Here is a 24698-nt window from a genome sequence, read left to right on the forward strand (position 1 = left end):
GCCGCTCATCCGTCGGCGCCGCGCATCCCGTCCCGACTGGCCGCCGCGGCGCCGATTGTGCTGGTGGTCAGCATCGCGGCGCGGCTGGCGTGGACGTACCTGGTGCCCAACGGCGCGAACTTCGTCGACCTGCACGTGTACGTCGGTGGTGCCGGCGCGCTCGACGGACCCGGCGCGCTCTACGACTACGTCTACGCCGACCAGACCCCGGACTTCCCGCTGCCGTTCACCTACCCGCCGTTCGCGGCGGTGGTGTTCTATCCGCTGCACCTGCTGCCGTTCGGGCTGGTCGCGTTCCTATGGCAGATCGGGATCATCGCCGCGCTCTACGGCGTGGTGCGGCTCAGCCAGCGACTCCTCGGCGGCGGGGACCGGGGCACCGCGATGCTGTGGACCGCGGTCGGCATCTGGACCGAACCGCTGCGCAGCACCTTCGACTACGGGCAGATCAACGTGCTGCTGGTGTTGGGCGTGCTCTATGCGGTGTGCAGCACCCGATGGTGGATCTCCGGCCCGCTGGTCGGGCTGGCCGCGGGCATCAAGCTGACGCCCGCGGTGTCGGGACTGTACTTCCTGGGCGCCCGACGGTGGCGCACGGTGATCTGCTCGGCCGTCGTTTTCTTTGCCACCGTTGGGATTTCGGCCCTGCTGGTGGGCGGCCAGACGCGCCGCTACTTCTTCGAGCTGCTCGGCGACGCCGACCGGGTCGGTCCGATCGGGACGTCGTTCAACCAGTCGTGGCGGGGTGCGGTGTCGCGGATCCTCGGGCACGACGCCGAATACGGGCCCGCCGTGTTCGCCGGAATCGCGGTGACCGCGGTGTTGGCGGTGTTGGCCTGGCGGGCGATCGGCGGCGCCGAGGATCGCCTGGGCGCCCTGGTCGTCGTGCAGTTGTTCGGGCTGCTGCTGTCGCCGATCTCCTGGACGCACCACTGGGTGTGGTTGATTCCGTTGATGATCTGGCTGCTGCACGGCCCGTTGGGGTCTCGGCTCGGCGCGCGCGTGCTGGGTTGGGGCTGGCTCGTGCTCACGCTGGTGGGCGTGCCGTGGCTGCTGAGCTTCGCGCAGCCGTCGATCTGGGTGATCTCGCGGCCGTGGTACCTGGCGTGGGCCGGGCTGATCTACGTCGTGGCCACGCTGGCGACGCTGGCCTGGATCGCCGCTACTGGCCGACGATCCCGTTGATGTCGCGGGCCATCTCGACGTCCTTCTCCGTGATGCCGTCTTCGGAGTGCGTCACCAGCACAAAAGTTACTGTGCGCCAACGGATGTCGATATCGGGATGGTGGTCCTTGGCTTCGGCGTGCTCGCCGACCCGGCGCACCGCGTCGATGCCGTCGAGAAACGCCGGGAACTTGATCGAGCGACGCAGGGCGCCGTCGGCGCGCTCCCAGCCGGGCAGGTCGGGCAGTGCGGCGTCTACTTGTTCGTCCGTTAACACAGCCATGGCTCCGACGGTATACCTTCGATCGCGATGTCCGAGCAGATCGTGGTGGCCGGTGCGCTGATCGACGGCGCGTCGCTGCTGGTCGCCCAGCGCGAACGACCACCCGAACTGGCCGGGCTGTGGGAGTTGCCCGGCGGCAAGGTGTCCGCCGGCGAGACCGACGAAGCCGCGTTGGCCCGCGAACTGCACGAAGAACTCGGCGTGGTGGTGACCGTCGGCGCGCGGCTGGGAACCGACGTCGCGCTCGGGCCGACGACGTTTCTGCGCGCCTACGTCGTCACTCGCACCGGTGGCAGCCTGCATCCCAACGACCATCGGGCGCTGCGCTGGGTCACCGCCGACGAACTCGACGGCCTCGCTTGGGTTCCCGCCGACCGCGCGTGGGTGCCCGAGCTGCGCTCGGCGCTGGAGGGTCAGTAGCGCAAGCCGTCGCGCACGATGCGCACCGCCGGTTGGTGGTGCCTCGCGTAGATGGGGTGCAACAGGGCCGGATGCCGGCAGTGCACGCAGGATTCGCGCGATCCGTTCGACGACGACAGCGTCAGATGGTGGCATGTCGCGCAGCGCACCACGAAGGCGGCGCCCATCCAGTTGAGCAGTCCGACGTAGATCGCCGCGACGGACACGGCGGCCAGCGCTGCGATGAGCACCATGATGACGACCTCGAGGATTGTCATGACCACCTCCCTCCCTAATGAGGTCGACGGTAGTCTCCGTCCCTGCGTAAACGCTGTGAACTGAGGGCTACTTGATCTTGCGCGCCCGCTTGTACACCTTCGCCAGGTCCTTGCCGCGCAGACCGTTGAGTTCCGCCTTGCGCACCTGGTGCACCACGACCGGGCAGCGCTTACACCGCGGCTTGCTGCGGCAGCACTTCTTCTTGGGCTTGAGGTCGGCGAGCTTGCTGGGCTTCACGTGACTCGCATCTCTCGTTTTCGTAATTGGCCGACCACACTGCGACAATTCCGAAGTGAATTTTCGCAACGTCGCCATCGTGGCACACGTCGACCATGGGAAGACCACCCTGGTCGATGCCATGCTTCGCCAATCGGGCGCCTTGACCCATCGTGGTGACGACGCCACCGAACGCATCATGGACTCCGGTGACCTGGAGCGGGAAAAGGGCATCACGATCCTCGCCAAGAACACCGCGGTGCATCGCCATCACGCCGACGGCACCGTCACCGTGATCAATGTCATCGACACACCCGGACACGCCGACTTCGGCGGCGAGGTCGAGCGCGGCCTGTCGATGGTCGACGGGGTTCTGCTGCTGGTCGACGCCTCCGAGGGGCCGCTGCCGCAGACTCGCTTCGTGTTACGCAAGGCGCTGGCCGCGCACCTTCCGGTCATCCTCGTGGTCAACAAGACCGACCGGCCCGACGCGCGGATCTCCGAGGTCGTCTCCGAGAGCCACGACCTGCTGCTCGACGTCGCCTCCGACCTGGACGAGGAAGCGCAGAAGGCCGCCGAGGAGGCGCTCGGGTTGCCGACTCTCTACGCCTCGGGGCGCGCGGGTATCGCCAGCACCACTGAACCGGCCAACGGCGAGAACCCCGACGGGGAGAACCTCGACCCGCTGTTCGACGTGCTGATGGAGCACATCCCGCCGCCCACCGGCGATCCGGAGGCGCCGCTGCAGGCGTTGGTCACCAACCTCGACGCGTCGGCGTTCCTCGGCCGGCTGGCGCTCATCCGGATCCACAACGGCAAGCTGCGCAAGGGCCAGCAGGTGGCGTGGATGCGTGAGGTTGACGGCGTACCTGTGGTCACGAACGCCAAGATCACCGAACTGCTCGCGACCGTCGGCGTCGAACGCAACCCGACCGACGAGGCCGTCGCCGGTGACATCGTCGCCGTCGCGGGCATGCCGGAGATCATGATCGGCGACACGCTCGCCGATCCGGACCACGCGCACGCGCTGCCGCGCATCAGCGTCGACGAGCCGGCGATCTCGGTGACGGTCGGCACCAACACCTCACCGCTGGCGGGCAAGGTGTCCGGCCACAAGCTGACCGCGCGGATGGTGCGCAGCCGGCTGGACCAGGAACTGGTCGGCAACGTGTCGATCAAGGTCGTCGACATCGGCCGACCGGACGCCTGGGAGGTGCAGGGCCGCGGCGAGCTGGCGTTGGCCGTCCTGGTCGAACAGATGCGCCGCGAGGGTTTCGAACTGACCGTCGGCAAGCCGCAGGTGGTCACCCGCACGATCGACGGCAAGCTGCACGAGCCGTTCGAGGCGATGACCATCGACTGCCCCGAGGAATTCGTCGGCGGCATCACCCAGTTGATGGCCGCGCGCAAGGGCCGCATGGAGGACATGACCAACCACGCGGCGGGATGGGTGCGGATGGACTTCATCGTGCCCAGCCGCGGGCTGATCGGTTTCCGCACCGACTTCCTGACGCTGACCCGCGGCACCGGCATCGCCAACGCGGTCTTCGACGGGTACCGGCCGTGGGCGGGGGAGATCCGGGCCCGGCACACCGGGTCGCTGGTATCGGACCGCAGCGGTCAGATCACGCCGTTCGCGATGATCCAGTTGGCCGACCGCGGGCAGTTCTTCGTCGAGCCCGGGCAAGAGACCTACGAGGGACAGGTCGTCGGAATCAACCCGCGCGCAGAGGATCTCGACGTCAACGTCACCCGCGAGAAGAAGCTGACCAATATGCGGTCGTCGACGGCCGACGTGATCGAGACGCTGGCCAGACCGCTGGAGCTCACGCTCGAGCAGGCGATGGAGTTCTGCGCCGAGGACGAGTGCGTCGAGGTGACACCCGAGGTGGTGCGCGTCCGCAAGGTCGAGTTGAACGCCAGCCTGCGGGCGCGCGCGAAGGCACGGGCCAAAGCGCGGGGCTAGCTTCACGGTTCCAGTTGCGAGTGGCCAGTTAGCGCGCGTTATCTCGTTGATTTGCGCCCATAACTGGCCACTCGACTGGTGCTGGCTGCGTTACTCGCCGGACTTCTCCGACTTCGACGACTTGCCCTTGGAGCCGGACTTGGCCGTTGAGCCGCTCGACTTGTCCGAGGTGTCGGACTTGCCGGTCGTGCTGTGGTGCTTGCCCGCCGCGCTGGCGTGCTTGCCCTGGTGTGACGGCTCCGCCTTGCCGGTGCCCGCCTCCGCGTCGTCCTTCGGGGATTCTGCAGGCTTGTCGGGCTTGGCCGTCGCGCTGTCGGAGGCGCCGGACGTGGTGTCGGGCTTGGCCTGGTGTGACGTCTCCGTTTCATCGGTGCCCGCTTCCGCGTCGGCCTTCGGGGTTTCCGCAGCCGCGCCGGTCGTGCTGTCGCTCTTGTCGGTCGTCACCGCATCCGTTTCGCCTGTCGCGGAATCGGTTTGACTCGCAGACGGTAACTCGGCCGGGCTGTGTGTCGGCGCCGCGGCCGTGGGCACCGACACGGTGACCGACGCGGTGTGTGCGACGCCGGGCAGTTCGGCGGCCGGTGCGCCGACGACCTGCTCCGCCGTGATCGCGGTCGGCGGTGCGGGCAGCGGCTTCAGCGCCGAGGCCAGGATGTCGCGCAGACCCAGGAGCCCCGAGATCGTGCCTGCCGTCAGCGCTCCGAGCGGTCCGGCCGGTGACAGCAGGCCTGCCGCGGGCAGTCCCAGCGGTGAGTCGCCGAAGCCATTGAGCACGGCGCCGGTCAGCGTCGCCGGGGCGTTCAGCAGAGCACCGGCCAGGCCGGCGAAGTCGCCGTGCCCGAGGGCGTCGACGACGTCCTGCGCGGTAGCGGCGCCGGCGTTCACCAGCGAGATGATCGGCGCGCTGACCGCGAGCAACGCGGGCAACGCCAACTGCGGTACCACGGCGACGACGTTGGCCACGTTCTGCACCGTGTTCGCGACCACCGGCCAGCCTGCGTTGAGCCCGTCGACCAGGTTGAGCACAACAGGCAGCACCGAGGCGACCACGGTCTGCACCGCGCCGGTCACGTCGCCAGCAGCCAACTGTCCGCCCGCGGACTGCAGCGTCGCCGGCAGCGCCGCGATCGAGCCGTTGATCGCGCCGACCGTCTGCTGCGCCGCATGGGCGAGAACGCTGACGTTGGCCAGTTGGTTGGCGATGATCTGCTGCAGCACCGGCGCCGGGTCGGCACCCAGCTGTCCGCCCAGCTGGCCGAGGTTCTCGACAGTGGCCGCGATGACCGCAGCCCACTGCTGCAGCGGGTTGGCCATTGCGGTCAGCTCGAACTGCGGTGCCGCCAGCTGCGACCCGTGAAGGTCCGGCACGTGGATGTCGGGCATGGGTGGCGCGATCGGGCTCACCGCGATCACCGCGGCACCGGCCAGAGCGAGGGCGGGGGTCGCGTGCCGCCTGAGGGCCGGTGACTCGTTGTACATGGAAACTCCTCGAGTGAAACGAAATGACCGCCAGAACCTACCCACGGGTAAGTTCAAAAATCCAGAGGATTTCTGAACCTGTTAAGTGGCTCGATAAATGCTGTGAACGGTCGGCAATTTCACTTCGAGGTTTGGATACATCGCTGCTCAGCGCCCCCTTCAGAGGTGAGAATTTACAAATACTCCGTCTTTCGGATCGTGCCGGGTTCCCAAGATCCCGCAGAAATTCAGGCGTGGTAAAGAATGGCGATTCGGCTGCTTGTCATTAGCCGGTGCGGCGTGGCGACTGATCTTGATCAGGGCGGATTTTCGCGTTCGTCCTTCGCCGACCGAAACCGCGCGTAGCGGTGTGCCCTCCGCGGTGTCACTGCGGAGTCGCGTTTCCGGTGCGCGGCCGGGCAAACCTGTCCGGCGCGGACATTTGTTCGCCGGACCTCACGCGGCGCTATCTGCTGGCAGGGCCTGCCACTTTCACCGGGATGACTGGCCGGGCGCGCTAGGCGGCTGCCGATACCCTGAAGGGCGTGCCCGGCCCCCTACGCGTCATCGCCGCGATCTTCGCGATGGTGACCCTGGTCGCTGGTTGTACCGTCAGCCCGCCGCCGGCGCCGCAGAGCACCGACACGTCCGAGACCGCGCCGCCGCCGCCCGCCAAGACGATGCAGATCATCATGGCGATCGACTGGATCGGCCCCGGGTTCAATCCGCACCTGCTCTCTGATCAGTCACCGGTGAACGCGGCGATCAGCTCGCTGGTGCTGCCGAGCTCGTTCCGGCCGATCCCGGACCCGAAGACACCGACCGGGTCGCGGTGGGAACTCGACCCCACCCTGCTGGAGTCCGCCGAGGTGACGAGCGAGGACCCGTTCACCATCACCTACAAGATCCGGCCCGAGGCGTCGTGGACCGACAACGCCCCGATCGGCGCGGACGACTTCTGGTACCTGTGGCAGCAGATGGTCAGCCAGCCCGGCGTCGTCGACCCGGCCGGTTACGACCTGATCACCGGTGTCCAGTCGGTCGAGGGCGGCAAGACAGCGGTCGTGACGTTCTCTCAGCCCTATCCGGCGTGGCGCGAGTTGTTCAACGACATCCTGCCCGCGCACATCGTCAAGGATGTACCGGGCGGATTCGCCTCGGGGTTGGCGCGCGCGCTGCCTGTCACCGGCGGCCAGTTCCGGGTGGAGAGCATCGATCCGCAGCGCGACGAGATCCTGTTGGCCCGCAACGACCGCTACTGGGGTACACCCGCCAAACCGGACCTGGTGCTGCTGCGCCGGGGTGGGGACGCCGCGGCGCTGGCCGACTCGATCCGCAACGGCGACACCCAGGTGGCCCAGGTGCACGGTGGCGCGGCCGCGTTCGCGCAACTGTCCGCGATCCCCGATGTCCGCACGGCGCGGATCGTCACCCCGCGGGTGATGCAGCTCAGCCTGCGCGCCCAGCAGCCGGCGCTGGCCGACTCTCAGGTGCGCAAGGCGATTTTCGGCCTGCTCGACGTGGATCTGCTCGCCGCGGTCGGTGCCGGTGACGACAACACCGTGACGCTGGCGCAGGCGCAGGTGCGTTCACCGTCGGATCCCGGGTATGTGCCGACCGCGCCGCCCGCGATGGCCAAGGAGGATGCGCTCGGGCTGCTGGCCACCGCCGGTTATGAGGTCGAACCGGTCGCGACGGCGACGCCGGCGACCCCGGGCAACCCGCCGCCCGACAACGACCGCGGACGAATCACCAAGGACGGCGAGCCGCTGACAGTGGTGATCGGCGTCGCCGCCAACGATCCGACCTCCATCGCTGTCGCCAACACCGCGGCCGACCAACTCCGCAATGTCGGGATCGCCGCCTCGGTTTCGGCGCTCGACCCGCCGGTTCTCTACGGCGAGGCGCTGACCAACAACCAGGTCGACGCGGTGGTCGGGTGGCATCACGCCGGTGGGGACCTGGCCACCTCGCTGGCCTCCCGCTACGGGTGCCGCGCCCTGGAGGCGACGCCCGTCCGCACCGCGCAGCCCGGCGCGCCGCCGCCCACGACGACACCGGCGCCGGCCACGACGAGTGCGCCGCCCGCACCGCCGCGCACGCCGACGCGCACACCGACCGCGACCGCACCCACCCCCGCGCCGGAGTCCGATGAACTGGTGCAGGCGCCGAGCAACATCACCGGCATCTGCGACCGCAGCATTCAGCCGAAGATCGACGCCGCGCTCGACGGCAGTGAAGACATCGCCGAGGTGATCACCGCCGTCGAACCGCGCCTATGGAACATGGCGACCGTGCTGCCGATCCTGCAGGACACCACGATCGTCGCGGCCGGACCGAGCGTGCAGAACGTCAGCCTGTCCGGCGCGGTGCCGGTCGGCATCGTCGGCGACGCCGGCCAGTGGATCAAAATCCGCCAGTAACACCTCCGCCGGTAACACCTCCGCCGGTAACACTTCCGCCGGTAACACTTCCGCCGGTAACACACAGGCCTGCACGGCAATCGGCCCCCTCCCGTCAGGAAGGGGCCGATCGGGAGTGGTGAATTACTCGGTGTCGCCGCCGGATTCGGCGCCGCCACCGTCAGCGCCGCCGTCGGAGCTGTCGCCGTCACTGCCGGCGTCATCGGTGCCCTCATCGGAAGGAGCCGTGTCGTCGGTGGCGTCGTCATCGGTCGACTCGTCGCCGGAGTCGTCCGTTCCGCCGGGGGTCGCCATGTTGCCGTCGCTCAGATCGGTGCCGCCGCCCGGCTTGCCCGGGTCCTCCTCGCCTTCTTCTTCGCCGGTCGCGTCTTCCTCGGTGCCGTCTTCCTCGGTGCCGTCGGTTTCGGTGCCGTCGGTTTCTTCCTCGCCCGAACTTTCCTCTGCCTCAGCTTCGTCGGCGGTGCCCGGCGCGCCCGCGACGTCACCTCCGCCGCCGCTGGCCTCCGCGGCTCCCTGGGACGACACGTTCTCCACCGACGCGGCTTCGTCGGTCGACGTCGACAGGGCCACGGTCAGCGAGTCCTCCGCGGGCACGTCGGTCGCTTCAGCCGGCGTCACCGCCTCGGGGGCGGCCGGCGTGATCGCGGCCGCGATCATGTCGCGGATCTGCAGGAAGACGTTGAACGTGCCCAGGCCCCCGCTCAGCAGTCCACCGTCGACCCCGAAGCCGTTGAGGAAGCCGTCGATGACGATCGCAGGGGCCGCGATAATGGCGCCCAACGCCCCGATCGGGTCACCTGCCGACGCCGCGTCGACGACGTTCTGGATGGCCTCGGCGGTGGCGTACACCGAACTCGACAGGGGGCCCAGCAGCCCGATCCCGGCGAACGCGACGATCGTCTCGAATTGCTGGGTGACCGCCAGCAGGTTGGCGACGGGGGCTTCCATCGCGGACTGCAGAACCGGCAGCAGCGGAAGAGCCGCGAACAGGGCGGGCTGGAAGAGCGCGGCAACCAGGTGTGGCGCCGCTCCGGTGAAGTTGCCGGAGCCGATCAGCTCGAAGGCCTGCTCGAGTTCCGGTGCGGCGATCGTCTGGAAGTTGCTGAAGAGATCACCGACGAACGTCTCCAGCCCCGCGAGAACTTCCCCTGCCGTGGCGTACTGATTCAGGAAGACCTGAGTGAGGATCGGTGCCGGGTTGGCCAGGAACGCCTCCGCCAGACCGCCGATGTTCCCGGCGGTCGTCTCGATCAACTCGAAGTACGCCGCGACCGGGTTGACCGACGCCGCCAGCTGCACCGGTTCGGACACCGCCGCCGTCGCAGCGGCCTGAAGGTCGGACGGCACCACCGGCGATACCGGGGCCAGCGCGATCGCTCCCGCTCCCACTAATCCGATGCCCGCGGTCAAATAGGACCGAACTGCACCCTCCACGACATCTCCTTAACCTCGCTGTAATAGGGGGACAAATGGAAGTTACCGCTTAGTAGGGGTTTGCGAAGTGTCTTTTTAGAAATTGGTTTCCGCTGGTCAAAGGCTGGTATGACCATTTGCGAGCAAATGTTCGGGGCGCTGTTGCGGTGCGGAAATAACTGAGTGTCAATTGGGCAAACTGTCGTACTTGATAATTCTGTAACGCGATATCGCGCAACTCATAAGCTGACTTATTGCCGTCGCTAATTAGCTGTGCTCTGTTCACAGTGCATGTTGTGGAGGCGAGTGCCGCTGGCGCATTCCAGGGGACGATTGCCATCAGTCGTGGGGCGCGAGCGAGCGGGATCTGTTCGGTCGTCGCGCACGGGTGCGGATCACAAGAAACGGGGAGAGTCGGATGACTTTGCCGAAATCGTGCCGTGCGGACAGCAATCGGCCCCCTCACGCCTGGAGAGGGGGCCGATTGTCTCAGGGGTGACCGGTTAGTCGGTGCCGCCCCCTTCGCCGCCGCCTTCGCCGCCGCCTTCGCCGCCGCCGCCTGCGCCACCGCCGCTTTCGCCGCCGCCGCCGGTGGTACCACCGGCGTCACCCGCGCCTTCGCCGTCGCCGGCGGTAGGAGCGGTCGGAGCCGTGGTCTCGGCTTCCTCCTCGACCGGGTCGTCGCCTTGCTCGCCCTCGCCGGTGTTCACCTCGCCGGGCGTCACCTTGTTGCCGCCTGACAGATCGGTTGCGCCGCCGGGCTTGGTCGTCTCGACCCCTTCCTCGTCGCCGATGGCAGCGTTGTCGGCCTCGTTCTTCTCCTCGGAGCCACCTTGGCTACCTTCGGAGCCCTCGGGACCGGTTACACCGCCTTCGTCGTCACCGTCTTCATCAACTGCGCCCGAACCGGTTTCGCCGTCGCCGGAGATGCTGACGTTGAGGAAGTTGGCGTCGTCGTTGGGTAGAGAATTCGCGGTAACGCCCTCCTCGGTACCGGTGTCCGCGCCGGTCCGCTGGAGCTCTATCGCCGGAGGTGTGATCGCGTCCGCGATCGCCTGCCGGACGCCCAGCAGGAACCCGATGGGCCCGGCTCCGAGGATGCCGAGTAGCCCCTCGGGCGTAAGCACACCGGGCGAGGGCAAGATTCCGAGCAGGAGCGGACCATAGCCGCCGTTGAGCACTCCGTCGGCGATCACCGCAGGGATGTTGACTAGCGCGCTGACGACCTCGCCCACATCCCCGGATCCCACCGCGTCGATGACGCCCTGGATCGCGGTCCCGACCGACCCGATCCCGCTCAGCACCGGCCCTGCGACCGCGAGGGCGCCGCCGAGAATCAGGCCTGCGAAGACGTCCTGCACGACGTTGTTGAAGTTCGAGACAGCGGTCGTGATCGGAACAATGAACGCGCCGAGGATCTCGACCAGTGGCAGGGCGAAGGTGAGCGGAAGAGAGAGCAGGGTGTTCAGCGCACCCTCGACATTTCCGTTCGCGAGGTCGCTGAAAGCGGTCTGCAGCAGTACTGGCACCTCTTCGGTCAACGCGGTGCCGATCCCGTTGGCCGCATTGCCGACCGCCGTTACGAAGTTCTCGATATTGGTGAACTGGTTGGCGAGAACCTGCTGAAGGATCGGCGCCGGGTTCGACAGGAAGATCTCGGCGAGTGCCTGCGTGTTATTGAGGGATCGCTCGATGACCTCGGTGTAGAAGTCGACCGGATTCGCTGTCAGTGCAACGGCAGCGTTCGATATGGATGCAGCCGACAGCTTGAGATCCGGCGGTGCGACGGTGATGGGGGCGATCGCGAGGGCACTCGCTCCAACCACGGCTATACCCGCCTTCATGCGGGGACGGACAGCGACCTGCATTACATCTCCTTAACATCGCTGTAATCGGACATTCGCAATTTACTCCTCCGTAAGTTTGCGCGCAGGTGATTTCAGCGGAAAAACTGAAACGTGTTACAGGGGTTTGTAGCTGTTCAAAGCACTGATCGGACAGATCGAATCCTTCTGCAAAACATTCGCTGAGGTATTCGCTTTCTGGATAAGCGCGGTATCAAAAGTAGGCCTAATTAACTAGAGTCTGACGATCGCGTCAAAAGTGCATCAAGATCACGAAACGGTTACGGTCGCCGGGTTGCAGGCCGCGAACCGCAGGAGTGAGGCTGTCGACGAGACCCGCGACACCGTGCGGATCTGGCAAACCCGACGCTTTGCTTTGTAACTCGTCGGATGTGACGGGCCGGCGCGTGAGGCTGTAGGGATTTGGGCAAGCTAGTGCGAATGGAACGTCCTCGACTGCTCTTCGTGCATGCGCATCCCGACGACGAGACGCTCACCACCGGCGCCACGATCGCCCACTACGTCGCCCGCGGCGCCGACGTTCGCGTCATCACGTGCACGCTCGGCGAAGAGGGGGAGGTGATCGGTGCGCGGTGGGCGCATCTCGCCGTGGATGAAGCTGACCAACTCGGCGGCTACCGCGTCGCTGAACTGACCGCCGCGCTGACGGCACTGGGGCTCAACGAACCCGAATATCTCGGCGGCGCGGGCCGGTGGCGCGACTCGGGCATGGCCGGCACTCCGCCGCGCCATCACCAACGGTTCATCGACGCCGACCCCGACCAGGCCGTCGGAGCCCTGGTCACCGTCATCCGCGAACTGCGCCCACACGTCGTCGTCACCTACGACCCGCAGGGCGGTTACGGCCACCCCGACCACATCCATGCGCACCGGGTCACCATGGCGGCCGTCGAGCGGGCGGCCGGTGCCGGGTTCGACGGCGAGCCGTGGACCGTGGCCAAGGTGTACTGGGCGGTGACCGCGAGGTCGGCAATGTCCCACGGCCTCGCGACGATGACCGACGTCCCGCCGACATGGACCCGGGTGACCGTCGACGAAATCGGGTTCGGCTATCCCGACGACGAGATCGACGCGGTGATCGACGCGCCGGACGCGTTACCGGCCAAACTGGCCGCGATGCGCGCGCACGCCACGCAGATCACCGTCGCCCCCAACGGCGAATCGTTCGCGCTGTCGAACAACATCGCACTGCCCGTCGGCGCCGTCGAGCACTACGTCCTAGCCGCCGGGACGGCCGGCCCGCGCGACGACCGAGGCTGGGAGACCGATCTACTGGCCGGGTTGAAGCTCGGATAGCGATGTCGCGAAAGGGTAAGCTCCCGAACAGTCGGCGGCGCACGGAAGGGACGGCACATGGATCAGGATCTCGATCCCAACCTGCAGCACTGGCAGGACCGTTTCGACAACCTGCAGTGGGTGATCGGATCGATCACCGGACTGCTGGACAGCATCCCGACCTGACGTCACCCGTTACCGTCGCGCAGCCTCTGCGCGTAGCGGTGCTGACGCTGCTCACGATCGACGGCGTCCTCTGCGCGCTTGCCGCGTCCTTCTTTCTTCCAATGCGCATCGGTGCCATCCCGTTTCCGATCAGCGCGGTGATCGCCGGGCTGGTCAACGTCGCGCTGGTCTGGGCGGCGTTGCACTGGACGCAATCACCGCGAACCGCGGCGCTCCCGCTGTGGAGCTGGCTGGCGACCGTCGGCATCCTCACGCTCATCGGGCCCGGCGACGACATCGTGTTCGGCGGGGTGGGTGTGATGGCCTATGCGGTGTTTCTGCTGCTCGCGCTGGGCGCGGGGCTGCCCGCGCTTCTGCTGTGGCGCACCGTGAACAGCTGACTTCTATTCGGCGGATTCGGCGCTCGTGTCGGCGTCGGTGTCGGTGTCGGTCTCGGTGGTCGGCGCCGGCGGGTCCGGCTTCGTCGTACTGTCCGTGGCCTGCGTACCTGTGTCCACCGGCTCGTCGTTTGCCTCCGGCTCCGACGGCGCGGGGGTGCGCACCTCGCCTTGGGCCGACACCGCTCCGTTGGAGCTGCTGGTCGGGGTCGGCGCGACCTCGGCCTCTTCTTCCGCTTCTTCTTCTTCCTCCTCCTCGTCGGAGGTGATGGTGTCCTCGCTGATGCCGTCCTTCTGCACGATGGCTTTGGCCGACCTCGCGTCCGCGATCGGCTCGGGCTCGATCTCCGAGCCGGCCTCGACCTCGGCCAGCTGCGTCTCGTTTGCGACGACGACCGTCTCGTCGGCCGCCGTCTCAGCTGCGAAGGGGCCGATCGGGGGAATCGGCGGAAGCGGCGGCAACCAGAACGCGATCTGCGCGTTGGCGAAGTAGATGAACGCGTTGACGGTGTCCACGCCGATGTTGGCCAACCCCTGCCCGAAGCTGACCTGCCCGTCGATCCAGTCGGCGAAGTTGAACGTGACGCTGCGGGCGATCTGCTCGCCGGTGTTGTAGAAGATCATGATCTGTGGCGCCAGCCACCCGACCCACGGAACCCAGCCGACCGCGTACTCGGCGACCTCGAAACCCCACTGCACCCACGGCTCGATCGCGTTGTAGGTGTTCTCGATCAACGTGCCCAACGAGTTACCGACGACAACGGGCGGGAACTGCGGCTCGGGGAATGCGGCGCCGGCGCTGGGGGGTACGAAGAGCCGTTGCAGGAGGTCGGGAAGATCCGTCACGGCCAGCGGTTCGACCGCGGCGGCGAGCCGCACCGGCGGCGTCACAGCAGGCGATATCGCCGAGTGCGTCGGCTCGGGCGCAGCGGCGGTCAACGCCGCCACAGTTACCGCCCCCGCAGCGACGGCCACACCAGCGCGAACAGTCCTCGTCACCGCAATCGCCTCCTCGGCACGTCAACGGCTACCTGTGCCCAGCAACTTACGCGCATGTCAGATCGATGCGGGTGTTTCACGGAACGAAGCGCGACGTGGCGCGCACCCCCGCGAATCCCGAGGACTAGGGTGGCCCCTATGTCCGGCGGATGGCAGGCGCGTCTGAAACCAGAAGGTGGAACAGCGGGGATGATTCTCGTCGACACCGGGGTTACAGGGGAGTGGCTCTGAACCCTCAGCGAGGCGCCGATCTGCCCAATCCGGTGATTCCACCGAAGCCCGATGCACCCAGTCCTGCCGCTGTGCGGCGGGTGTTGCGACGCGCCCGCGACGGCGTGGCGCTCAACGTCGACGAAGCCGCGATCGCCATGACCGCGCGCGGCGAGGACCTCGCCGACCTGTGCGCCAGCGCGGCGCGGGTGCGCGACGCGGGGTTGGCGGCATCGGGCCGTCGCGGCGCCTCGGGCCGACTGCCGATCACGTACTCGCGCAAGGTGTTCATCCCGGTCACGCACCTGTGCCGCGACACCTGCCACTACTGCACGTTCGTCACGGTGCCCGGGCGGCTTCGCGCCCAGGGCAAAGGCATGTTCATGGAGCCCGACGAGATCCTCGAGGTGGCACGTCGCGGTGCCGAACTCGGTTGCAAGGAAGCGTTGTTCACGCTCGGCGACCGTCCCGAGGCGCGGTGGGACGAGGCTCGTCAGTGGCTCGACGAGCGCGGGTACGACTCGACGCTGGACTACGTGCGCGCGATGTCGGTGCGGGTGCTGGAAGAGACCGGGCTGCTGCCGCACCTGAACCCCGGCGTGATGAGCTGGTCGGAGCTGTCGCGGCTCAAGCCGGTGGCGCCCTCGATGGGCATGATGCTCGAGACCACGTCGCGACGGCTGTTCGAGACCAAGGGGCTGGCCCACTACGGCAGCCCGGACAAGGACCCCGAAGTCCGGTTGCGGACGCTGACCGACGCGGGTCGGTTGTCGATCCCGTTCACCACCGGCCTGCTGGTCGGGATCGGTGAGACGCTCACCGAACGCGCCGAGACCATCCACGCGATCCGTCGGTCGCACAAGGAATTCGGTCATGTGCAGGAAGTCATCGTGCAGAACTTCCGCGCCAAGGACCACACCGCGATGGCGTCGGCCCCCGACGCGGCGTTCGAGGATTTCCTGGCGACCGTTGCGGTCACCCGGCTGGTGATGGGACCCAAGATGCGGGTGCAGGCGCCGCCGAACCTGGTGTCGCGCAACGAGTGCCTGGCCCTCGTCGGCGCCGGGGTCGACGACTGGGGTGGCGTCTCGCCGCTGACTCCCGATCACGTCAACCCCGAACGCCCGTGGCCCGCGCTCGACGAGCTGGCCGCGGTGACCGCCGACGCCGGCTACGACCTGGTGCAGCGGCTCACCGCGCAACCGCAGTACGTGCAGGCCGGAGCGGCGTGGATCGACCCGCGGGTGCGTGGGCACGTCGACGCGCTGGCCGACCCCGACACCGGGTTCGCGCGCGATGTCAACCCCGTCGGGCGGCCGTGGCAGGAACCCGACGAGGCGTCGGAGTCGTTGGGCCGCACCGACCTTCACTCGGCCATCGACGACGCGGGCCGGCTCACCGAGACGCGCAGCGACCTGGACAGCGCGTTCGGCGACTGGGAGTCGATCCGCGAGAAGGTGTCCGAGCTGGCCGCGCGCGCGCCCGAACGCGTCGACACCGACGTGCTGGCGGCGCTGCGCGCGGCCGAAAGCGACCCGGCCGGGCTGTCTGACGACCAGTACCTGGCGCTGGCGACCGCCGACGGCCCCGCTCTGGATGCCGTTGCCGCCCTGGCGGATTCGCTTCGCCACGACACCGTCGGCGACGACGTGACGTTCGTCGTCAACCGCAACATCAACTTCACCAACATCTGCTACACCGGCTGCCGGTTCTGCGCGTTCGCGCAGCGCAAGGGCGACGCCGACGCCTACTCGCTGTCGGTCGACGAGGTGGCCGAGCGGGCGTGGGAGGCGCACGTCGCCGGTGCGACCGAGGTGTGCATGCAGGGTGGAATCGACCCCGAACTGCCGGTCACCGGCTACGCCGACCTGGTGCGGGCGGTCAAAGCCAAGGTGCCGTCGATGCACGTGCACGCGTTCTCGCCGATGGAGATCGCCAACGGTGTCACCCGCAGCGGTCTGTCGATCCGTGACTGGCTGACCTCACTGTATGAGGCGGGGCTGGGCAGCATCCCCGGCACCGCCGCGGAGATCCTCGACGACGAGGTCCGCTGGGTCCTGACCAAGGGCAAGCTGCCGACGTCGATGTGGATCGAAGTCGTCACCACCGCGCACGAGGTCGGATTGAGATCGTCGTCGACGATGATGTACGGCCACGTCGACCAGCCGCGCCACTGGGTCGGACATCTGCGGGTGCTGCGCGAGATCCAGGACCGCACAGGCGGGTTCACCGAATTCGTACCGCTGCCGTTCGTGCACCAGAGTTCGCCGCTGTACCTGGCCGGCGGCGCGCGCCCGGGCCCGACGCACCGCGACAACCGCGCCGTGCACGCGTTGGCGCGGATCATGCTGCACGGCCGGATCGACAACATCCAGACCAGCTGGGTCAAGCTCGGGGTCGAGCGCACGCAAGTGATGCTCAACGGCGGCGCCAACGATCTGGGCGGCACGTTGATGGAGGAGACGATCTCGCGGATGGCGGGCTCGGAGTTCGGCTCGCACAAGACCGTCGAGGAACTCGTCGCGATCGCCGAGGGGATCGGGCGCCCGGCCCGGCAGCGGACGACCACCTACGCCCCGCTGGTCGCCTGACCTCCCTGGCGCGAACGTGCACCGCGATCCATCAGCAGTCTGTGCACGTCCGTCGCGCGCTGAGCGCACCCGGGGAATAGATCCGGACCGCGGTCCGTTTTTTACCTAATAGGTGACGGTCAGTCACCGCCACGATCTATCGAAGGGAGACTTCTATGACTACAGCGCTATCCACGGGTCTGAGCACCGGCACCTGGGCCATCGACCCGGTGCACTCGACGATCGGTTTCTCGGTACGCCACCTGATGGTCAGCAAGGTGCGCGGCACCTTCGACACGTTCAGCGGGACGATCACCGTCGGCGACGACGGCGTTCCTTCGGTCACCGCCGAGATCGACGTCAACTCGATCAACACCCGCAACGAGCAGCGCGACACCCACCTGAAGTCGGCCGACTACTTCGACGCGGCCAACCACCCGCTCGCCAAGTTCACCTCGACCGGGGTGCGACCCAACGGCGACACCTATCTTCTCGACGGCGAGTTCACGCTCAAGGGCGTCACCAAGCCGGTCACCCTCGAGGTCGACTTCGTCGGGGTCAACCCGGGCATGGGACAGGGCGAGGTCGCGGGCGCCGAGGCGTCAGTCGTGCTCAACCGCAAGGACTTCGGAATCGACCTCGACATGCCGTTGGAGACCGGCGGCACCGTCGTCGGCGACAAGGTCACCATCAACCTCGAGATCGAGGCCGTCAAACAGGCCTGATCGCTCAGGTCTTGAGCTGGATCGGCGTCGGCGCCTCGTCGGGCACCACGAGCGCGACCGCCGACTCCAGCACCCAGAACACGACCGTCGCCAGCAGGATGGTGAGGGCGGGTACGACGATGATCGGCGCCGCGACAAACAGCACCAGCAGCAACGCGCCGGGCAGATCCTTCGGCCAGCCCTCACCACCCTTGCCCTGGGCGATCGCCGACAGCCGCACCGCGCTCCAGATGATCCAGCGCCGCAGCAGGCTGACGCCGTCACGCTGCATCTGCAGCCGGAAGCGGTAATCGGCCTGTCTGCGGTCGCATCCGGTGCGGTCCGGGTACCGCCACAGATAGTCGTGCAGCACGGCCGCGCGGGCATAGCGACCCGCGCGCGGGACGAACCAGGCGACGGCGCCCGGCACGGAGACCAGGTCGGTGGCGAAGTCCGCATCGACCTCGAACGCGTCGTTCGGGCGGTCGAACTTCAGCGGCCGCGTGGTCCGCCACTCGTCCCAGGCGCTCTCCTTGAAGAATTTCTTTGCGGCCTGCACGGCGTCGAGTTCGGCGGCGGTGAGCTGGCGGACGTGCAGGACGGCGGCTTGATCGGTCGGTGGCACACAACGCTCCATGCCGCAGGTATAGCAAGTTCGCGAGGGTGTGAGCGTGCGCAAACTGCTGAAATTCCGCGGCGTGTCGTGTGCAGGCGCGCACGCTCGCGGTGCAAGGGGGCCGGCTACAGCGTGGCGGCGACTTCGGTGCCCTGCCGGATCGCGCGCTTGGCGTCGAGTTCCGCGGCGACGGCCGCGCCGCCGATGACGTGCGGTTCGACACCGCGGACCCGCAGCGCGTCCACGAGATCGCGCACCGACTCCTGGCCGGCGCAGACCACCACGTTGTCCACCTCGAGCACGCGGGCACCCGTTCGCCTGCGCCCGAAGCTGATGTGCAGCCCGGCGTCGTCGATGCGCTCGTAGTTCACGCCCGACAACTGTTCGACCCCTTTGGCTTTCAGCGACGCGCGGTGCACCCACCCCGACGTCTTGCCGAGCCGCCTGCCCTGCGGGCCCGCCGTGCGCTGCAGCAGATACACCCGGCGGGCCGGCGGCGCAGGGACCGGCGGGATCAGCGCGCCGCGCGCCTCGGCCGGGTCGGCGACACCCCACTCGGCCTTCCACTCCTTGAGGTTCAGCGTCGGCGACTCGTCGGTCACCAGCAGCTCGCTGACGTCGAAACCGATTCCACCCGCGCCGATCACGGCGACCGAGTCACCGACGCAACCGCCGGTGATCGCCTCGGCGTAGGACAGCACCATCGGATGGTCGATACCGGGGATGTCGGGCAGTCGCGGCCGCACACCGGTCGCCAGCACGATCTCGTCGAAACCGGCCAGCGCGTCGACGTCGGCGCGCGTGCCCAACCGCACGTCGACGCCGTGCTTGTCGAGCATCCGGGTGTAGTAGCGGATCGTCTCGGCGAACTCCTCCTTACCGGGAATCCTTCTGGCCAGGTCGAACTGGCCGCCGATCGTCGCGCCCGCCTCGAACAAAGTCACCCGATGTCCGCGCTGTGCGGCGGTGACCGCGGCGGCCAGACCGGCGGGACCCGCGCCGACCACCGCGACCCGCTTGGCGCGGCGCGTCGGCCCCAGCACCAGCTTCGTCTCGTGCCCGGCCCGCGGGTTGAGCAGGCACGACACCGTCTTGTGCGCGAACGCATGGTCCAGACACGCCTGATTGCAGGCGATGCACGTGTTGATCTCGTCGGCCGCATTCGCCGACGCCTTGGCCACCCAGTCCGGGTCGGCCAGCAGCGGGCGGGCCATCGAGATCAACTGCACCTGCCCCTCGGCCAGGATCTGCTCGGCGACCGCCGGCATGTTGATCCGGTTCGACGCGACGACCGGGATCGTGACGTGGTCGGCGACGGCATTGCTGATGTCGACGAACGCGCTGTTGGGCACCGACGTGACGATCGTCGGCACCCGCGACTCATGCCAGCCGATGCCGGTGTTGAGCAGCGTCGCGCCAGCAGCCTCGACTTCGGTTGCCAGCGCGACGATCTCGTCCCAACTCTGGCCGTCCTCGACGTAGTCGGCCATCGACATCCGGTAGCAGACGATGAAGTCGTCGCCCACCGCGGCGCGGGTGCGCCGGACGATCTCGACCGGGAACCGCCGCCGTTTCTGCGCCGTGCCACCCCACGCGTCGGTGCGCCTGTTGGTTCGCGGCGCCAGGAACTGGTTGAGCAGATACCCTTCGCTGCCCATGATCTCGACGCCGTCATAGCCCGCCTCACGCGCCAGCGTCGCACACCGCACGAAGTCGTCGATGGTGCCGTCGACATCGCGCAGCGCGCGCGGGCGGAACGGGTTGATCGGCGCCTTGATCGATGATGCGCTGACCGAGAACGGATGGTACGCATAGCGTCCCGCATGCAGCACCTGCAGCAGGATCTTGCCGCCCGCTTCGTGCACCGCCGCGGTGATCGAGCGGTGCCGACGCGCCTCGGCCGACGAGACCAACTGCGCGGCGAACGGCAGCAGCCAGCCGGTCCGGTTGGGGGCATAGCCGCCGGTGATGATCAGCCCGACGCCGCCGCGCGCCCGTTCGGCGAAGTAGGCGGCCAGCCGGTCGGTGTCGCGGGCGCGGTCCTCCAGACCGGTGTGCATCGAGCCCATCACCACCCGGTTGCGCAGCGTGGTGAAGCCGAGGTCCAGCGGCGCCAGCAGGTGCGGGTAACTCACCGGTCCTCCTGAAGCGCCGCGGTGACCTCGTCGAGCCAGTCGATCGCGCTCTCCTCGGCGCGGATGCCGCCGCGCAGGACGAGGTACTGGTGCAGCGCGGACCCCCGCAGGGCGCGCGGGTCGGGGAACTGCCGCTTCTCGAACTCGCGGTAGGTGTCGAGCAACGCGGCGCGTTCGGCGCGCAGCGCCGCGGCCTGCCCGCGCACGGCCGCGACGTCGCCGAACACCGCGCCGCGCACCTTCACCGCAAGGTCGCGGGTGCGGGTGTCGGCCACCGTGCTGCCGCGGCCGCTCAGCGGCGCGGCGATCCAGCGGGCCAGCTCGGCGCGTCCGGCGTCGGCGACGGTGTAGACCTTCTTGTCCGGCCGCCCCTGCTGGACCACCGGCGTGACGTGCACCCAGCCGTCGTCTTCCATGGTCCGCAGCGTGCGGTAGATCTGCTGGTGCGTGGCGGCCCAGAAGTAGCCGATGGACCGGTCGAACCGGCGCGCGAGCTCGTAACCACTACCCGCCTGTTCGGCCAGCGCCACGAGGATGGCGTGGGGGAGAGCCACAGCGGAAGCCTAGGTCGCAGCACCTCCCTATGCAACTTGTTGCACTGCGACAGATTGCACAGGGGTGTCTCACTAGGCACTTGTATGTGCGACGTTTAGTATCAGTAACCACGCGCCACCCTTAACCAGGGTTGCGCGGAAAGTTAGGGCACACTGAGACGACCGTCCAAGTAGCGACCACGGATACTTGCGGCCGAGTTCAATTGCCCTACCCGTACGGCAGCCCACCGGACAGGAGATCGAGGACATCTTGAGGAGAACACAGTGACGTACGTCATTGCCGAACCCTGTGTCGACGTCAAAGACAAGGCGTGCATCGAGGAATGCCCCGTCGACTGCATCTACGAGGGTGCCCGGATGCTCTACATCCACCCCGACGAGTGCGTGGACTGCGGCGCCTGCGAACCGGTGTGCCCGGTCGAGGCGATCTACTACGAGGACGACGTGCCCGACCAGTGGAGCAGCTACACCCAGATCAACGCCGACTTCTTCGCTGAACTCGGCAGCCCGGGTGGCGCGTCGAAGGTCGGGCAGACCGACAACGATCCCGAACCGGTCAAGAGCCTGCCGCCGCAAGGTGAGGACTGACAACGGCTCGTCAGCCGCGTAGCGCGTCGCTGCCGGTGTTCCCGTGGGACACCCTGGCCGACGTCACCGCGCTCGCCCGGTCGCATCCGGGCGGCATCGTCGACCTGTCGGTGGGGACACCGGTCGACCCGGTCGCCGCGGTGATCCGCGACGCGCTCGCCGCGGCGAGTTCGTCGCCGGGCTATCCGACCACGGCCGGCACCCCGGACCTGCGCCGCGCCGCAGTCGACGCGTTGGCGCGCCGCTACGGCATCACGGGGTTGGGCGACGACGCGGTGCTGCCCGTCATCGGCAGCAAGGAGCTGATCGCCTGGCTGCCGACGCTGCTCGGGCTCGGAGCCGACGATCTGGTCGTCGTGCCCGAATTGGCCTATCCGACATACGAAGTCGGGACGCGGCTGGCGGGCACGCAGATCCTGCTCGCCGACTCGCTGACGCAGGTGGGTCCGCGCTCGCCCGCGCTGGTGTACCTCAACTCGCCGAGCAACCCGACCGGCAAGGTGCTCGGTGTCGACCACCTGCGCAAGGTCGTCGGGTGGGCCCGCGAGCGCGGAGTCGTCGTCGCCTCCGACGAGTGCTACCTCGGGCTGGGCTGGGACGCCGAGCCGCTGTCGGTGCTGCACCCGTCGGTCAGCGACGGCGACCACACCGGGTTGCTGGCCATCCATTCGCTGTCGAAGACGTCGTCGCTGGCGGGATACCGGGCGGGATTCGTCGCCGGAGACGCCGCGCTCGTGGCGGAGTTGCTGGCGGTGCGCAAGCACGCCGGGATGATGGTGCCGACGCCGGTGCAGGCCGCGATGGTCGCGGCGTTGCAGGACGACGAGCACGAGCGCGAACAGCGGGCCCGCTACGCCAAGCGCCGGGACCTGCTGCTGCCCGCGCTGCAGGCGGCCGGGCTGACCGTCGACGACTCCGAGGCCGGGCTGTACCTGTGGGCGACCCGCGGTGAACCGTGCCGGGACACCCTGGGCTGGCTCGCCGAACGCGGAATCCTCGTCGCGCCCGGCGAGTTCTACGGCCCCCTCGGCACCAAGCACGTCCGGGTCGCGCTGACCGCGACCGACGAGCGGATAGCCGCGGCGGTGGAGCGGCTGACGGCCTAGGGCGCCGTCGCGCGCAGAGCCAGCGCGAGCACCAACCGGTCGTCGGGATTCGACAGCGACGTCGACAGCAGGCTCTCGATACGACGCACCCGGTAGCGCACCGTGTTCGGGTGGACGTGCAAACGCTGCGCGACGGCGGCGATGTCGCCGAACCCGTCGAGGTAGGCCGCCAGCGTCTCGGTGAGCATCGGATCCTGTTCGCGCAGCCGGCGGATGCGCGGGTCGATCAACCGCGGGTCGGCGGCGACGCGGGCGACGACCGCGTCGAGCAGCACGGTCGTCCTGGCGTCGTCGAGCGACGTGACCGCGCCGAAGGTGCCCGGATGCCGCGCCAGGCTGTCGAACACGCGGTCCACCTCGGCGCGCGCCTTGGCGACCGCGCCGAGCCCCTCGACCGGCGCGGCCACCACCGCACGCAGCGAACGGCCCAGTTCGGCCTCCAGGGTGGCGACGACGCCCCGCGTCCACGACGTCACCGTCGACGGCGCACCCGCCTTCGGCAACAGCGCATACACCCGGTCATCGAAGGCTGCAGTCTGCGCGTCGGCGCGGAAAGCGCTCGCGGACAACGCGATCACATCCTGAGGTGCCCGGCCGTCGGGGTCGACGAAGCCGACCAGCGCGCCGCGGCCGTCGGCGGTGATCCCCAGTTCGCGGGCCGCCGCGGCGATGTCGACCTCGTCGCCGGCCAGGCCGAGCAGCTCGCGCACCCGCACGGTGTGGCTGGACGGTGTGGCCGAGAGCCGCACCATGATCCTGGCGGCCAGCACCGCACCGCCGCGCAGCACCAGTTCGGCGTCGTCGGCCAGCGCCGCCGAACCCTGTTGCAGCCAGATGGTTCCCGCGAACCGGGGCGGACGACCGTCGCTCGCGGGCAGGTGAATACCGGCGGCCAGCCGCGGGCGCAGCCCGAGCTCCGGTCGCTCCGCGACCCGGACCACGTCGGCGTCGGCGCGCAGCGCGTCGAAGATGCCCTCGCGGCCGATCCACTCCAGGTGCTCGGGCGGCCCGGCCCGGCCCAGGATCGTCAGCCGGCGCAAATCGTCGGCCTCGTCGCTGGAGGCCGAGTACGCCAGGACATGCGAGCCCTCGTCCTCGATGCTGACCATCCCGTGGGTCCGGTCGGCGATCGACTGGGCGAGCCCGAACAGGTCGGTGCCGGCGTCGTACTGCGGGTCGTCGCGGTTGCCGTGGTGCTCGAACGCGTGATTGACCAACCGGTACAGCGACTCCCAGCGGGCCCTCGGCTCGACCGCCACGACCGCGGTGCCCAGCGCGACCGCGCGCCGCACGGCGGTCTCGGTCGGCTCCTTGACGAAGATCGCGGCCGGTGTCCGGCCGGTGCCGGCGAACTGCTGCTCGAGCCAGCGCATCGCGTCGGCGTCGCTGACGCCGAGCAGGAAGAACACGTCGGCCGAACCGGGGCCGACGGCGAGCCCGAGGCGGACGTCGTCGGCGTCGACGAGCGCCGCCGATCCCACTGGTAGGTCCAGCCCGCGCGGCGCCTCGACCAGCGTCACCATCGTGCGGTCGAGGGCCAGCAGCAGTTGGCCGAGCCCCAGTCCGGAGCGCACACCCATCGCCGTACCCCTTTGTTCGATCCGACTATAGACCGCGACCGGCCTTGTCGTATCGGCTATCGGATCGCGGGCGGTGAGCGCCCATCATCGCTGCATGGATGCCGTCACCGAGGTGCCGTTACCGGTCAACGAACCCGTCCACGACTACGCGCCCGGATCCGGGGAGCGAGCCCGCCTCCTCGAAGCCCTGGCCGCCTTGGAACCCGGCGAAGAACCCGTCGCTAAGGGGCTGCTGCAGTCGCTGGTCGACGGTGTGAAGCTGGCGCTCAAAGAGGGCCTGGTGCCGACCGGTGTCGACAAGTTCGTCTACCTCGCCGCGCCGGTGATCGCCG

General features: G+C 68.4%; 22 protein-coding genes. 11 read left to right on the forward strand and 11 right to left on the reverse strand.

Annotated features, from left to right (window positions below; all coding sequences use genetic code 11):
* Positions 1 to 24 precede the first annotated feature (24 nt).
* Positions 25 to 1185: a mannosyltransferase gene (locus tag BHQ18_RS15640; RefSeq protein WP_372516627.1), complete on the forward strand. Its 1161-nt coding sequence runs from the start codon at positions 25 to 27 to the stop codon at positions 1183 to 1185.
* Here BHQ18_RS15640 and BHQ18_RS15645 read toward each other — a convergent pair.
* The gene (locus tag BHQ18_RS15645) at positions 1163 to 1447 is read right to left on the reverse strand and encodes a 4a-hydroxytetrahydrobiopterin dehydratase (RefSeq protein WP_069414532.1); all 285 of its coding nucleotides are present in this window, start codon (positions 1445 to 1447) and stop codon (positions 1163 to 1165) included. The genes BHQ18_RS15640 and BHQ18_RS15645 overlap by 23 nt on opposite strands.
* A gap of 27 nt (positions 1448 to 1474) precedes the next feature.
* Here BHQ18_RS15645 and BHQ18_RS15650 point away from each other — a divergent pair, with 27 nt between their 5' ends.
* Complete coding sequence (locus BHQ18_RS15650; RefSeq protein ID WP_069414533.1) at positions 1475 to 1867, forward strand: (deoxy)nucleoside triphosphate pyrophosphohydrolase; 393 nt, start codon at positions 1475 to 1477, stop codon at positions 1865 to 1867.
* On the opposite strand, the gene BHQ18_RS15655 is transcribed toward BHQ18_RS15650, so the two are convergent.
* Positions 1861 to 2124, reverse strand: coding sequence for a hypothetical protein (locus tag BHQ18_RS15655; RefSeq protein ID WP_069414575.1), 264 nt, complete (start codon positions 2122 to 2124; stop codon positions 1861 to 1863). The two genes, BHQ18_RS15650 and BHQ18_RS15655, sit on opposite strands and share 7 nt — an antisense overlap.
* A gap of 67 nt (positions 2125 to 2191) precedes the next feature.
* Positions 2192 to 2362, reverse strand: a complete 171-nt coding sequence (locus tag BHQ18_RS29600) for a hypothetical protein (RefSeq protein ID WP_109789306.1) — start codon at positions 2360 to 2362, stop codon at positions 2192 to 2194.
* A gap of 55 nt (positions 2363 to 2417) precedes the next feature.
* On the opposite strand from BHQ18_RS29600, the gene typA reads away from it, so the two are divergent.
* Positions 2418 to 4307 (forward strand): translational GTPase TypA, encoded by a 1890-nt coding sequence (gene typA / locus BHQ18_RS15660; RefSeq protein ID WP_109789307.1) that lies wholly within the window; start codon positions 2418 to 2420, stop codon positions 4305 to 4307.
* Positions 4308 to 4397: 90 nt separating this feature from the next.
* On the opposite strand, the gene BHQ18_RS15665 is transcribed toward typA, so the two are convergent.
* Positions 4398 to 5786 carry a hypothetical protein gene (locus BHQ18_RS15665; protein ID WP_069414535.1) on the reverse strand — a complete coding sequence of 463 codons (1389 nt, stop codon included), beginning with the start codon at positions 5784 to 5786 and terminating at the stop codon, positions 4398 to 4400.
* A 563-nt stretch (positions 5787 to 6349) separates the two neighbouring features.
* Between BHQ18_RS15665 and BHQ18_RS15670 the strand changes: the two genes are divergently transcribed.
* Positions 6350 to 8188 carry an ABC transporter family substrate-binding protein gene (locus tag BHQ18_RS15670; protein ID WP_069414576.1) on the forward strand — a complete coding sequence of 613 codons (1839 nt, stop codon included), beginning with the start codon at positions 6350 to 6352 and terminating at the stop codon, positions 8186 to 8188.
* Between the two features lie 123 nt (positions 8189 to 8311).
* Here the strand turns inward: BHQ18_RS15670 and BHQ18_RS15675 are convergent, their stop codons facing one another.
* The gene (locus tag BHQ18_RS15675; RefSeq protein ID WP_131815693.1) at positions 8312 to 9622 is read right to left on the reverse strand and encodes a hypothetical protein; all 1311 of its coding nucleotides are present in this window, start codon (positions 9620 to 9622) and stop codon (positions 8312 to 8314) included.
* Between the two features lie 482 nt (positions 9623 to 10104).
* Entirely contained in the window at positions 10105 to 11469 is a 1365-nt protein-coding gene (locus BHQ18_RS15680; protein ID WP_084294092.1) for a hypothetical protein, read from the reverse strand.
* Positions 11470 to 11886: 417 nt separating this feature from the next.
* On the opposite strand from BHQ18_RS15680, the gene mshB reads away from it, so the two are divergent.
* On the forward strand, positions 11887 to 12762 hold the full coding sequence (gene mshB / locus BHQ18_RS15685) for an N-acetyl-1-D-myo-inositol-2-amino-2-deoxy-alpha-D-glucopyranoside deacetylase (protein ID WP_069414538.1): 876 nt from the start codon (positions 11887 to 11889) through the stop codon (positions 12760 to 12762).
* A gap of 116 nt (positions 12763 to 12878) precedes the next feature.
* Positions 12879 to 13307: a hypothetical protein gene (locus BHQ18_RS15690; protein ID WP_205866111.1), complete on the forward strand. Its 429-nt coding sequence runs from the start codon at positions 12879 to 12881 to the stop codon at positions 13305 to 13307.
* 3 nt (positions 13308 to 13310) lie between these two features.
* Here BHQ18_RS15690 and BHQ18_RS15695 read toward each other — a convergent pair whose 3' ends face one another.
* Complete coding sequence (locus tag BHQ18_RS15695; protein WP_131815694.1) at positions 13311 to 14303, reverse strand: hypothetical protein; 993 nt, start codon at positions 14301 to 14303, stop codon at positions 13311 to 13313.
* Between the two features lie 221 nt (positions 14304 to 14524).
* On the opposite strand from BHQ18_RS15695, the gene BHQ18_RS15700 reads away from it, so the two are divergent.
* Positions 14525 to 17104 (forward strand): bifunctional FO biosynthesis protein CofGH, encoded by a 2580-nt coding sequence (locus BHQ18_RS15700; protein WP_069414541.1) that lies wholly within the window; start codon positions 14525 to 14527, stop codon positions 17102 to 17104.
* Between the two features lie 155 nt (positions 17105 to 17259).
* On the forward strand, positions 17260 to 17808 hold the full coding sequence (locus BHQ18_RS15705) for a YceI family protein (RefSeq protein ID WP_069414542.1): 549 nt from the start codon (positions 17260 to 17262) through the stop codon (positions 17806 to 17808).
* A 4-nt stretch (positions 17809 to 17812) separates the two neighbouring features.
* Here the strand turns inward: BHQ18_RS15705 and BHQ18_RS15710 are convergent, their stop codons facing one another.
* The 3 genes from BHQ18_RS15710 to BHQ18_RS15720 form a co-directional block, all read right to left on the reverse strand.
* Positions 17813 to 18412 carry a DUF1353 domain-containing protein gene (locus BHQ18_RS15710; protein ID WP_069414543.1) on the reverse strand — a complete coding sequence of 200 codons (600 nt, stop codon included), beginning with the start codon at positions 18410 to 18412 and terminating at the stop codon, positions 17813 to 17815.
* 116 nt (positions 18413 to 18528) lie between these two features.
* Complete coding sequence (locus BHQ18_RS30770) at positions 18529 to 20538, reverse strand: NADPH-dependent 2,4-dienoyl-CoA reductase (protein ID WP_069414544.1); 2010 nt, start codon at positions 20536 to 20538, stop codon at positions 18529 to 18531.
* On the reverse strand, positions 20535 to 21092 hold the full coding sequence (locus tag BHQ18_RS15720) for a PadR family transcriptional regulator (protein WP_069414545.1): 558 nt from the start codon (positions 21090 to 21092) through the stop codon (positions 20535 to 20537). Before BHQ18_RS15720 ends, BHQ18_RS30770 begins: the two co-directional genes overlap by 4 nt.
* A gap of 264 nt (positions 21093 to 21356) precedes the next feature.
* Between BHQ18_RS15720 and fdxA the strand changes: the two genes are divergently transcribed.
* Together fdxA and dapC are read left to right on the forward strand one after the other, a co-directional pair.
* The gene (gene fdxA, locus BHQ18_RS15725) at positions 21357 to 21680 is read left to right on the forward strand and encodes a ferredoxin (protein ID WP_069414546.1); all 324 of its coding nucleotides are present in this window, start codon (positions 21357 to 21359) and stop codon (positions 21678 to 21680) included.
* Between the two features lie 35 nt (positions 21681 to 21715).
* Complete coding sequence (gene dapC / locus BHQ18_RS15730) at positions 21716 to 22786, forward strand: succinyldiaminopimelate transaminase (RefSeq protein WP_372516622.1); 1071 nt, start codon at positions 21716 to 21718, stop codon at positions 22784 to 22786.
* Here the strand turns inward: dapC and BHQ18_RS15735 are convergent.
* Positions 22783 to 24366: a PucR family transcriptional regulator gene (locus BHQ18_RS15735; protein WP_069414548.1), complete on the reverse strand. Its 1584-nt coding sequence runs from the start codon at positions 24364 to 24366 to the stop codon at positions 22783 to 22785. The genes dapC and BHQ18_RS15735 overlap by 4 nt on opposite strands.
* Positions 24367 to 24460: 94 nt before the next feature.
* Here BHQ18_RS15735 and BHQ18_RS30530 point away from each other — a divergent pair.
* The coding region (locus BHQ18_RS30530) for an NADH-quinone oxidoreductase subunit H (RefSeq protein ID WP_234794194.1) at positions 24461 to 24698 on the forward strand (238 nt) is incomplete at its 3' end.

It is taken from the genome of Mycolicibacterium flavescens (assembly GCF_001722335.1).
In the GTDB taxonomy this organism is placed as follows: domain Bacteria; phylum Actinomycetota; class Actinomycetes; order Mycobacteriales; family Mycobacteriaceae; genus Mycobacterium; species Mycobacterium flavescens.

What these genes read in the sequence shown, in the direction of transcription:
- BHQ18_RS15645 (WP_069414532.1), bottom strand. Translation starts at nt 1,447, where the DNA reads ATGGCTGTGTTAACGGACGAACAAGTAGACGCCGCACTGCCCGACCTG.
- BHQ18_RS15705 (WP_069414542.1), top strand. Translation starts at nt 17,260, where the DNA reads ATGACTACAGCGCTATCCACGGGTCTGAGCACCGGCACCTGGGCCATC.
- BHQ18_RS15665 (WP_069414535.1), bottom strand. Translation starts at nt 5,786, where the DNA reads ATGTACAACGAGTCACCGGCCCTCAGGCGGCACGCGACCCCCGCCCTC.
- BHQ18_RS15680 (WP_084294092.1), bottom strand. Translation starts at nt 11,469, where the DNA reads ATGCAGGTCGCTGTCCGTCCCCGCATGAAGGCGGGTATAGCCGTGGTT.
- BHQ18_RS15655 (WP_069414575.1), bottom strand. Translation starts at nt 2,124, where the DNA reads ATGACAATCCTCGAGGTCGTCATCATGGTGCTCATCGCAGCGCTGGCC.
- BHQ18_RS15670 (WP_069414576.1), top strand. Translation starts at nt 6,350, where the DNA reads ATGGTGACCCTGGTCGCTGGTTGTACCGTCAGCCCGCCGCCGGCGCCG.
- BHQ18_RS15735 (WP_069414548.1), bottom strand. Translation starts at nt 24,366, where the DNA reads ATGGGTGTGCGCTCCGGACTGGGGCTCGGCCAACTGCTGCTGGCCCTC.
- BHQ18_RS15650 (WP_069414533.1), top strand. Translation starts at nt 1,475, where the DNA reads ATGTCCGAGCAGATCGTGGTGGCCGGTGCGCTGATCGACGGCGCGTCG.
- mshB (WP_069414538.1), top strand. Translation starts at nt 11,887, where the DNA reads ATGGAACGTCCTCGACTGCTCTTCGTGCATGCGCATCCCGACGACGAG.